At 51.8% G+C, this 10,122-nt stretch carries 12 protein-coding genes, 1 tRNA gene and 1 pseudogene; 11 read left to right on the top strand and 3 right to left on the bottom strand.

Features of this window, described 5'->3' with window-relative positions:
* The 11 genes and pseudogenes from Q1M54_RS13170 to Q1M54_RS13120 all read left to right on the top strand — a co-directional run.
* Positions 1 to 104, top strand: a pseudogene (locus Q1M54_RS13170) (30S ribosomal protein S5); the annotation flags it as partial.
* Positions 105 to 118: 14 nt separating this feature from the next.
* Complete coding sequence (gene rpmD / locus Q1M54_RS13165; protein ID WP_019427452.1) at positions 119 to 301, top strand: 50S ribosomal protein L30; 183 nt, start codon at positions 119 to 121, stop codon at positions 299 to 301.
* A 10-nt stretch (positions 302 to 311) separates the two neighbouring features.
* On the top strand, positions 312 to 743 hold the full coding sequence (gene rplO / locus Q1M54_RS13160) for a 50S ribosomal protein L15 (RefSeq protein WP_300557934.1): 432 nt from the start codon (positions 312 to 314) through the stop codon (positions 741 to 743).
* Between the two features lie 22 nt (positions 744 to 765).
* Positions 766 to 2,085 (top strand): preprotein translocase subunit SecY, encoded by a 1,320-nt coding sequence (gene secY / locus Q1M54_RS13155; protein ID WP_300557932.1) that lies wholly within the window; start codon positions 766 to 768, stop codon positions 2,083 to 2,085.
* 105 nt (positions 2,086 to 2,190) lie between these two features.
* Positions 2,191 to 2,304, top strand: coding sequence for a 50S ribosomal protein L36 (gene rpmJ, locus Q1M54_RS13150; protein ID WP_028820150.1), 114 nt, complete (start codon positions 2,191 to 2,193; stop codon positions 2,302 to 2,304).
* A gap of 24 nt (positions 2,305 to 2,328) precedes the next feature.
* A complete protein-coding gene (rpsM, locus tag Q1M54_RS13145; RefSeq protein WP_300557928.1) occupies positions 2,329 to 2,694 on the top strand; it encodes a 30S ribosomal protein S13 in 366 nt (121 codons plus the stop codon).
* Between the two features lie 19 nt (positions 2,695 to 2,713).
* Positions 2,714 to 3,118 carry a 30S ribosomal protein S11 gene (rpsK, locus tag Q1M54_RS13140; protein ID WP_019427456.1) on the top strand — a complete coding sequence of 135 codons (405 nt, stop codon included), beginning with the start codon at positions 2,714 to 2,716 and terminating at the stop codon, positions 3,116 to 3,118.
* An 85-nt stretch (positions 3,119 to 3,203) separates the two neighbouring features.
* A complete protein-coding gene (gene rpsD, locus Q1M54_RS13135; RefSeq protein ID WP_019427457.1) occupies positions 3,204 to 3,827 on the top strand; it encodes a 30S ribosomal protein S4 in 624 nt (207 codons plus the stop codon).
* 99 nt (positions 3,828 to 3,926) lie between these two features.
* Positions 3,927 to 4,919: a DNA-directed RNA polymerase subunit alpha gene (rpoA, locus tag Q1M54_RS13130; RefSeq protein WP_019427458.1), complete on the top strand. Its 993-nt coding sequence runs from the start codon at positions 3,927 to 3,929 to the stop codon at positions 4,917 to 4,919.
* Positions 4,920 to 5,000: 81 nt separating this feature from the next.
* Complete coding sequence (gene rplQ, locus Q1M54_RS13125; RefSeq protein WP_300557924.1) at positions 5,001 to 5,387, top strand: 50S ribosomal protein L17; 387 nt, start codon at positions 5,001 to 5,003, stop codon at positions 5,385 to 5,387.
* 18 nt (positions 5,388 to 5,405) lie between these two features.
* Positions 5,406 to 5,482: transfer RNA gene (locus tag Q1M54_RS13120), tRNA-Met, on the top strand.
* An 81-nt stretch (positions 5,483 to 5,563) separates the two neighbouring features.
* On the opposite strand, the gene rsmA is transcribed toward Q1M54_RS13120, so the two are convergent.
* The 3 genes from rsmA to lptD are packed head-to-tail and all read right to left on the bottom strand — an operon-like array spanning position 5,564 to position 10,093.
* Positions 5,564 to 6,379: a 16S rRNA (adenine(1518)-N(6)/adenine(1519)-N(6))-dimethyltransferase RsmA gene (gene rsmA / locus Q1M54_RS13115; protein WP_300557922.1), complete on the bottom strand. Its 816-nt coding sequence runs from the start codon at positions 6,377 to 6,379 to the stop codon at positions 5,564 to 5,566.
* Positions 6,376 to 7,728, bottom strand: coding sequence for a peptidylprolyl isomerase (locus tag Q1M54_RS13110; RefSeq protein ID WP_300557920.1), 1,353 nt, complete (start codon positions 7,726 to 7,728; stop codon positions 6,376 to 6,378). The genes rsmA and Q1M54_RS13110 overlap by 4 nt, the downstream gene beginning before the upstream one ends.
* A complete protein-coding gene (lptD, locus tag Q1M54_RS13105) occupies positions 7,721 to 10,093 on the bottom strand; it encodes an LPS assembly protein LptD (protein ID WP_300557918.1) in 2,373 nt (790 codons plus the stop codon). Before lptD ends, Q1M54_RS13110 begins: the two co-directional genes overlap by 8 nt.
* Between the last annotated feature and the right edge of the window lie 29 nt (positions 10,094 to 10,122).

The raw sequence follows: 10,122 nt of genomic DNA, 5'->3' as shown, positions 1-10,122 counted from the left end.
CATACAACATGGTTCGTGCCACCTTGGACGCTTTGTCCAACTGCACAACAGCTTCCAACGTGGCTGCCAAGCGTGGCAAGTCGGTTGAAGAGTTGTTCGGCTGAACCGGAGAACGAACATGACGACAGCATCTACCGTAAAAGTCCAACTGGTTCGCAGCCCGATTGGCACCAAAGAGTCTCACCGCGCCACGGTGCGTGGTTTGGGCTTGCGCAAGCTCAATTCTGTGAGTGAGTTGCAAGATTCGCCAGCAGTGCGCGGCATGATCAACAAGATCAGCTACCTGGTCAAAGTTCTCTAAGAGGCCCATGATGGAACTCAACAGCATCAAGCCCGCAGAAGGCTCTAAACATGCGCCACGTCGCGTTGGCCGTGGTATCGGTTCGGGTCTGGGTAAAACCGCCGGTCGTGGCCACAAAGGTCAGAAATCTCGTTCGGGTGGTTATCACAAAGTGGGTTTCGAAGGCGGTCAAATGCCTTTGCAACGCCGTTTGCCAAAGCGCGGTTTCAAGTCCATGTCTTTGAAGTACAACGCTGAAATCACGCTGACTTCACTTGAGCGTCTTGCTTTGCCTGAAGTCGATGTTTTGACATTGAAACAAGCAGGTCTGGTGGGTCAGATGGCCAAAGTGGTCAAAGTGATCAACACAGGTGAGTTGTCCAAAGCCGTGAAGTTGACGGGCATTGGTGCGACAGCTGGTGCCAAGGCAGCCATTGAGGCTGCTGGTGGTTCAGTGGCCTGATCTTTGAAAATAGAGACGTACTGTGGCAACCATCGCTAATCAGACATCCAAGGCAGGCAAGTTTGGCGACCTGCGTCGTCGGCTTGTGTTCTTGCTGTTGGCGCTGGTTGTTTACCGCGTGGGTGCACACATTCCGGTGCCTGGCATTGATCCCGACCAACTGAAGCAGTTGTTCAATGGTCAGCAGGGTGGCATATTGAATCTTTTCAATATGTTCTCGGGCGGTGCGCTGTCGCGTTTTACTGTTTTTGCTCTGGGCATCATGCCGTACATCTCTGCGTCAATTGTGATGCAGCTGATGACTTACGTGGTTCCTACTTTTGAGCAGATGAAGAAAGAGGGCGAAGCCGGTCGTCGAAAGATCACCCAATACACACGTTTTGGTGCACTGGGCTTGGCTATCTTTCAATCCTTCGGTATCGCTGTTGCACTCGAGGCTTCAGCTGGCTTGGTGATCAATCCTGGAATGGGTTTCCGGATGACCGCTGTGGTCAGTTTGACCGCTGGTGCCATGTTCTTGATGTGGTTGGGTGAGCAAATCACTGAGCGTGGTTTGGGTAACGGTATTTCGATTTTGATTTTTGCGGGTATTGCTGCTGGTTTGCCCAGTGCTCTTGGCGGTTTGTTTGAGTTGGTTCGCACCGGTGCCATGAATCCTTTGATCTCTTTGTTGATCATTGTGGTGGTGGGATTGGTGACTTATTTTGTGGTTTTTGTCGAAAGAGGGCAACGCAAAATATTGGTGAACTACGCTCGCCGTCAGGTTGGAAATAAAGTTTATGGTGGTCAATCTTCGCACTTGCCACTGAAGCTGAATATGGCGGGTGTCATTCCTCCCATTTTTGCTTCTTCGATCATCTTGCTGCCGGCAACATTGATTGGTTGGTTCAGTTCGGGTTCTTCTGAGAGTTCAGTGGTTCGCTTTTTCAAAGATGTGGCTAACGCCTTGGCCCCAGGTCAACCCGTTTATGTCATGTTCTACGCGGCCGCCATTATTTTCTTCTGTTTCTTCTATACGGCCCTTGTTTTCAACAGCCGAGAAACAGCTGATAACTTGAAGAAAAGCGGTGCGTTCATTCCTGGCATTCGTCCAGGTGACCAAACTGCCAAGTTCATCGACAAAATTTTGCTGCGTTTGACGGCTGTGGGTGCTGTTTACATCACGTTCGTCTGCTTACTGCCTGAGTTTTTGATTCTGAAATACAATGTTCCGTTTTACTTTGGCGGTACTTCTTTGTTGATCATTGTGGTGGTCACGATGGATTTCATGGCGCAAGTTCAAAACTACATGATGTCTCAGCAGTACGACTCTCTCTTGAAAAAGGCGAGTTTCAAGTCCTGATGGCACAAGTTGGTTTGGTCGAGTTTCTTGATCCAAGTGTTCAAGGGCCCAGTTTTTAACTTTGTCTGAATTGACAAAGCATTGATAAGTTTTTTGGAGAGAACCATGAGAGTTTCTGCTTCGGTGAAAAAAATTTGCCGTAATTGCAAAGTTATCCGCCGTAAAGGCGTTGTTCGTGTGATCTGCACTGATCCACGTCACAAGCAGCGTCAAGGCTGATTGAACTAGTTTTAGAGGACGAAAATGGCACGTATCGCTGGCATCAACATTCCGCCGCACAAACATGCTGAAATTGGCTTGACCGCCATTTTTGGTATTGGTCGCACCCGCGCTCGACAAATTTGCGAGGCCACTGGCATCGCTTATTCGAAGAAGATCAAGGACCTGACCGACGCAGACCTGGAAAAAATTCGCGACCACATCGCAGCGTTCACCATTGAAGGTGACCTGCGCCGTGAGACCACCATGAACATCAAGCGTTTGATGGACATTGGTTGCTACCGTGGTTTCCGTCATCGCCGTGGATTGCCCATGCGCGGTCAGCGCACTCGTACCAATGCACGTACTCGCAAGGGACCGCGCAAAGGTGCTGCGGCACTGAAGAAATAAGCAGGACTGAGAGACCAACATGGCAAAAGCACAATCAAACAGCGCAGCACAACGTGTCCGCAAAAAAGTCCGCAAGAACATTGCCGACGGTATTGCTCACGTGCACGCTTCATTCAATAACACCATCATCACGATCACTGATCGCCAAGGCAATGCTTTGTCTTGGGCGTCTTCGGGTGGCCAAGGCTTCAAGGGTTCACGCAAGTCAACACCTTTTGCAGCTCAAGTGGCTTCCGAAGTAGCAGGTCGTGCTGCTCAAGAACAAGGCATTAAAAACTTGGACGTCGAGATCAAGGGCCCTGGCCCAGGTCGCGAGTCATCGGTTCGTGCTTTGGGTGCGTTGGGCATTCGCATCACATCGATTGCCGATGTGACGCCTGTCCCGCACAACGGTTGCCGCCCCCAAAAGCGTCGCCGCATTTAATCTCAAACCAAGCCCACCGCCAGGCCTTGCTTGCATCGCCTGGCTCCCGCATTTCTGATGCGGCAGCTGCATAAAGGAAAATCAAGTGGCACGTTACCTAGGCCCCAAGGCCAAACTTTCCCGCCGTGAAGGCACTGACTTGTTCTTGAAGAGTGCACGTCGCTCTATCGCTGACAAGTCAAAATTTGACACCAAGCCCGGTCAACACGGCCGCACTTCGGGTCAACGTACATCGGACTACGGTCTTCAGTTGCGCGAGAAGCAAAAAGTCAAGCGCATGTATGGTGTATTGGAGAAGCAGTTCCGCCGCTATTTCGCCGAGGCCGATCGCCGCAAAGGCAATACAGGCTCTAACCTGTTGGCTTTGCTCGAGTGCCGATTGGACAACGTTGTTTACCGCATGGGTTTCGGCTCCACACGTGCAGAAGCCCGTCAGATGGTTTCTCACAAAGCCATTACCGTGAATGGCCAATCTGTGAACATCCCTTCATATTTGGTCAAAGCCGGTGATGTTGTCGCAGTTCGCGAAAAATCTAAAAAACAAAACCGTGTGGTTGAAGCTCTGCAATTGGCTGCCCAAGTTGGCATGCCTGCATGGGTTGAAGTCAATGCGGACAAAGCCGAAGGCACCTTCAAAAAGGTTCCTGACCGCGACGAATTTGGTGCTGACATCAACGAATCGTTGATTGTCGAACTGTATTCACGTTAATTCGCTGTTTTGATTGTTCCCAGTGTGCAGTTTTTGTACCTGGGCACTTCATCAGCCTTACCGGTGTAACGAACCGGGGGTATTGAGAAGGAAGTCTGCATGCAAACAAATTTGTTGAAACCCAAAGCGATCCAAGTCGAGCAATTGGCTGCCAACCGTGCAAAAGTCACGCTTGAACCTTTTGAGCGCGGTTATGGTCACACGCTTGGAAACGCACTGCGTCGCGTTTTGTTGTCTTCAATGGTCGGTTATTCGGCAACCGAAGTCACCATTGCTGGCGTTGTTCACGAATACTCTTCTATTGACGGTGTTCAGCAAGATGTTGTGAACATCTTGTTGAACCTCAAAGGTGTTGTGTTCAAGTTGCACAACCGTGACGAGGTCACTCTGAGCCTTCGCAAAGATGGCGAAGGTCCCGTGACAGCGGCTGATATCCAAACGCCGCACGACGTCGAAATCATCAACCCTGAGCATGTCATTGCCAACCTGTCACAAGGTGGCAAGCTCGACATGCAAATCAAGGTTGAAAAAGGCCGTGGATATGTGCCAGGCAGCATGCGCCGTTATGCTGACGAGCCCACCAAAGCCTTGGGCCGCATTGTGCTCGACGCTTCTTTTTCACCGGTTAAGCGTGTGAGCTACACCGTTGAGAGCGCACGGGTCGAGCAGCGCACTGACTTGGACAAGTTGGTCATCGAAATCGAAACCAACGGTGCCATAACCGCAGAAGATGCGGTTCGTGCATCGTCTAAGATTTTGGTCGAACAATTGGCTGTTTTTGCCCAACTCGAAGGCAGTGAATTGTCTGCGTTTGATGCACCTGCTGTTCGTGGCGGTGCTGGCAATTTCGATCCGATCCTGTTGCGTCCTGTGGACGAGCTTGAACTTACGGTTCGCTCCGCCAACTGCCTCAAAGCAGAAAACATTTACTACATCGGTGATCTGATTCAGCGCACTGAAAACGAATTGCTCAAGACACCTAATTTGGGTCGCAAGTCACTCAATGAAATCAAAGAAGTCCTGGCTTCACGTGGTTTGACATTGGGTATGAAACTCGAAGCTTGGCCACCAGCCGGCTTGGAAAAGCGTTAATTTAAAGTTCCCGGATTTGTTCGGGGTGTGCACGGGCAGTACCTGATACGGCTGCCTGTTTAATAAAGAAAGGTAAGCACCATGCGCCACGGAAACGGCCTCCGTAAATTGAACCGCACCAGCGAGCACCGCCTCGCCATGCTGCGTAACATGATGAATTCGCTCATCGAGCACGAAGTCATCAAAACAACGTTGCCAAAAGCCAAAGAGCTGCGTCGCGTCATTGAGCCGATGATCACTTTGGCCAAAGAAGACAACTTGTCGAACAAGCGCTTGGCTTTTAACCGCTTGCGCGATCGCGACAGTGTCGTCAAGTTGTTCGCTGATTTGGGCCCACGTTTTGCCAAACGCCCTGGTGGTTACACACGTATCTTGAAGATGGGTTACCGTGTGGGCGATAACGCACCGATGGCGCTGGTTGAATTGGTTGACCGTGCTGATTCTTCTGCTGATACACCAGCAGAATAAGGTATACTTTCCGAATACCGCGGGGTGGAGCAGTCTGGTAGCTCGTTGGGCTCATAACCCAAAGGTCGTTGGTTCAAATCCGGCCCCCGCAACCAAATTTTCAACTCCGGTTGAATTGAAAAAAAGCCCTCAACTGAGGGCTTTTTTGCGACCATAAATTGTTCGCCGTCATCCAATCAGTGCGCCGTTGACAAAGATTGAACCAGGGCAACATACTCATCCACTGGGACCTCCTCAGCGCGGCGCTGCAAGTCAAAATGACCGCTGAAACCTTTTTCCTCCAGCCATTTCCCTAAGGTGTTGCGCAATATCTTTCGCCGTTGACTGAAAGCAACCTGAACCAAGGATGACAACATTTGGACATCCAACTGTGGAGGCGCCAGAAGGGGAACCATGCGCACAATGGCACTGTCCACACGCGGAGGTGGGTCAAAGCTGGATGGGGGTACAAACAAGATGTTGGCCATCTCGTAGCGCCACTGAAGCATCACCGACAGTCGGCTGTAGTCAGATGTACAAGGCGCAGCCACCATGCGATCGATGACCTCCTTTTGCAACATGAAGTGCTGGTCTGCAATCGTGTCCACATGGTCAAGCAGATGGAACAGGATGGGTGTGGAAATGTTGTACGGCAAATTTCCGACAACCCTCAGCTTGACTGGCTCCTCTGCAAGGCGCAATGAGGCGGCAGATGACGCGCATGTTGCAGGGATTTGAGATGCCAAAGCACTGAAATCTACCCTCAAAACGTCTGACTCAATGACATTTAAATGCGGGTGTTCGCGAAGCCGTACTGCCAAATCACGGTCCAGTTCGATCACGGTGAGTTGCCCCAAGCGTTCGACCAGTGGTTGGGTCAAGGCGGCTAAACCCGGGCCGATCTCCACCATGGCTTGACCCGGCAAAGGATCAATGGCGTCAACAATGCTGTCAATGATGGCCGTGTCGGTTAAAAAATGCTGACCAAAACGTTTACGTGCAATGTGTTTCATTGCGGAGGTTCCCGCATTTCAACAAAAGCTTTGCCTCGAATTTCTTGGACCCAAGAAGCATAAGCCTCGTCCAGTTTGCTCTCGCGCAACACATTTCTAGCCAAGTTGCGTTGTTCTGCCTCTGTCATGGGTGCATCGCGACGGTCAGTGACTTCGATCAAATGAACACCAAAGCGGGACACAACAGGCTCGGCCAGTTGCCCGGGTCGCAGTTGGTTCATGGGCTGTTCAAACTCAGGCACAAACATCCCCGGGTTGGCCCAGCCAAGGTCGCCACCTTGGGGTGCGCTGCCGTCTTGAGAGATTCGTTTCGCCACATCAGCAAACTCCACTCTGCCAGACAAAATGTCACGTCGTATGGCGGCCAATTGAGCGATGGCTTGAGCCTGAGACAGTTGCGCGCTTGGGCGAAGCAAAATATGTCGGGCGCGTGTTTGCGTGACCAACAAGGTTGAGGGAGGGGCTTGCCTTTGCAGAACTTTCAGAATGTGGAAGCCAGCACCTGAGCGCACGGCACCCGAAACACCACCGACAGGCAAATCGGCCGTTGCTTGAACAAACAGCTCGGGGTAACGGTCAAGTGGGCGAAGGCCCATAGCCCCACCGCTGACGCCACGGTCAGCAGCAGTGGAAAAGGAAGCAGCCAAAGAAGCGAAATCTTCGCCGCTGCGTGCCCGTTGAACCACCAATTGAGCTCTGTCGGAAAGCTGCTTGATTTGTTCGGGCGAACTGTTTTCTGGAACGCCAATCAAAATCATGGCCAGATTGACATCTGTCGATGCATTCGCAGATTGACGTTGTATTTGATCATTGAGAAATTGGTTAATCTCAGAATCGGAAATACGAATCCTGCTTTCAACCTCCCGTTCACGAATGCGGGTCAGCAACAATTGTTGACGAAGCTGATCGCGGAAGACAGAGAGCCCAATACCATCTTGTTGCAGGCGAGTGCGCAATGCTTCAACCGTCAGCTGGTTGTTGTTGGCAACCCCAGATTCAGCTTGGTTAATGGCCGCATCGTCCACCACGATGCCCGAAGACAGCGCTTGTTGAATTTGAGCTTTTTCGTTGATCAGCTGCTCGAGTGCCAGCCCTTTGGACTCGGCATTGTTCGTCGGCTTGCCTTGTGTGCGAGCCTCACGTTGTAAACGAAGGCTCAATGCCTGAACTTCTTGGTTGGTGATGGGCTCGGAATTGACCACTGCCACCACGTAGTCAACAGAGCGCACAGGCGCAGAGCTGGGCTGAGCGCTTGCTGTCAAGGAGAGCGCCATCCACCCGATAAATGCGACAAAAGGCGATAAACACTTGAGCCAATACAAGCTGCGGCAATTGAAAGGTTTATTCATAATTCTGAAAACGGCTCGGTTGCAAAGGGTTGTCGCGCAAATCTTGGTAACGAGGAATGTTGTTCCGAAGTGCTGCCAGTGGACTGGAGCCAACGCGGGCCAGGCCAATCAATTCCAATTGGAACAGTAAACGCGTGTTGGATGTCTCGATAGACCGTTGGTTTCGTTCAAAAACGATGCGGCCAATCCAACAACCAGCATCATATTCAAGGCCCATCAGGCTTTCCACCATACGGCCTTCACTCATGCTGAAATTCATACGGCCCACGGTAAACCAGCGATCAGGCCCCAAGCCTTGGCCAGGGGATCGAGTCCATGCAGATTCAGCTTCTGTATTTCTACGGCCGATCAAATCGCTCAAGGGCCACTGCCACCCCAAATCCAGCTGTTCGCTGATGCCGCGATTCAATCGGTAAGCTGCGTTCAATACTCGATAAGGGCTGGGGTAGTAGCGAAGCTGAAGGGTGTTGCGGCTGATGTCATTGGTTTGGTTGTTGATCTGGACTGTGTTGTCCAAAGCCCAACGATTGTCCCAACGAACGCCAGCACCCACCAAAAGGTCACTCAGGCCAGTTTTAGCCGCAAGCTGGTTGTTCAAGAGTGTGTTGTCCAACACAACCCGTTGATCGGAAAAGCGAATGCGTTGAGCCACACCCAAGCGCAGCAACTCGGCGCCGTTGACCGAATCGAAAAACCGACTGGTGACGCCAAGGGTCAGTGCGTCGTTGTCAATCAACCTGTCGTTGCCGACAAAAGTGTTCTCACTGTAAATAGTGGACAAGTTGAAATCGGTGATGCCCGTGTCGTACAGAGGCAGCATGCTTTGATCCCTGAATGGGCTTTTGGCATAAAAAGCACGGGGTTCTAATGTTTGCGCCACCGACCGACCAAACCACTGTGCAGCCCGCTCAAACACCAATCCGGTGTCCAACGAATAGGTTGGTAATACGCGGTTGGCAGAGCTGGAGCCGTTGTCCATGGGCTGATCGAGTTGATAACGTGTTGCGTGCAGTTGAAGTTTGGGTGTGAAAAAGCCCCAAGGGCGAATCCAGGGACGGCTGACCTGGGTATGCACAAAGCTGCGTTCACCATTTTGTGCCACCCTGCCAGGATTACGGCTGAAGTCGGCTTCGAAACGGGTTGTATCGCCCCGCACAGACCAATCAAAACCATTGGCTTGCCATTGACCGTAAGACATCCCGATTTGGGGGGTGCGGTCGTAGGGAGGCAAAATCGTGGAATTGATGTCCTGCAATGTCTGCCAGCGCTGAACCTGAGCCGTCATGTTGAAGGCACCACGCCCCCAACTGAGAACGCCTGTGGACGGTAACAAGCGCTGCGTCAAAACCAATCCTGTGCGGCGAAAATCGCGCCAATAGTTGTCGTCACTGACGCGGTTCAAGTTCAGGCCAAGGCCCAAAGCACCGATGCGGTCAATGCCTGTGTCAATGCTGCCACTGTGTTGACTGGACAAGCCCCAGCGGGCTTGATCACTCAAGGTATCGGAGGGCATCAAATTCAAACGGGTTTGGCCTTTGTAGTCTTTTTCCAGGTATCGAAATTCGGTGTCCACCGCCACACCGCGTTTGCTCATGACATGTGTGGTCACCGTGGCATCCCGATTGGGTGCAATGTCAAAGTAATAAGGCTGTGCGATTTCAGCGCCATTGCGTGTCGTGACGCCCACAATGGGCGGCAAAAAGCCGGAGCGTCGATCTGTGGTCAGAGGAAAGCTGAGGGAGGGAATTGATACTTCGGGAAAGTTTTGAAAGCGAACCTTGACCCCTTCAGCTTTAACGGTCGACTCTTCGTCGTCGATGCTCATGCGCGTGGCTTTGAGCAACCATGCCGGCAGCCAGTCTGGGCCGGGTGTGCGGCGGCAAGTGGTGTAGTTGGCCTGGTGAACGATGGCACGAGTCGGATCGATGAATTCAAGCTGCGAGGCTGAACCATGCGCACCGTTGCCAAAAATTTCAAAAGTAGGTTGATCAAGAGTTCCCTGAAAGCTGTCAACTTGAAGCTTCAGCTCGGACCCCTTAAATTGACTCCCAGCCCGGTTGATTTGAATGCCGCCAGACGCCGCTACAACATCTTGGCTTTGTTCATAAACCATGCGGTCAGCCCGCAAGCTCAAGCCTGGCTTTCTTAAATTGGCCGCCCCATCAACCACTGTTCTGAGGTCTGGCTGCACCACCAAACTTTGCCCTGTGACAAAGACAGCGCCTTCTTTGTCTTGGCGAGGCGAAATGTTTTCTTCCAACAAAGTGCTGCTGCGCAAAACAAGCGGGGCTGATTGAGAATGCGCCACCCCTTGCAGGAGCAAGGCCACACCCACGGCTATGCCCCCAAGTCTTAAGGTCAACAAGAACTGTACAAGTCTCAAAATGGGGGAGC

It is taken from the genome of Limnohabitans sp. Rim8 (assembly GCF_943326455.1).
Lineage (GTDB): Bacteria > Pseudomonadota > Gammaproteobacteria > Burkholderiales > Burkholderiaceae_C > Limnohabitans_A.
The sequence above is the reverse complement of the archived record's forward strand: the minus strand, read 5'-3'. Positions and strand labels throughout refer to the sequence as shown.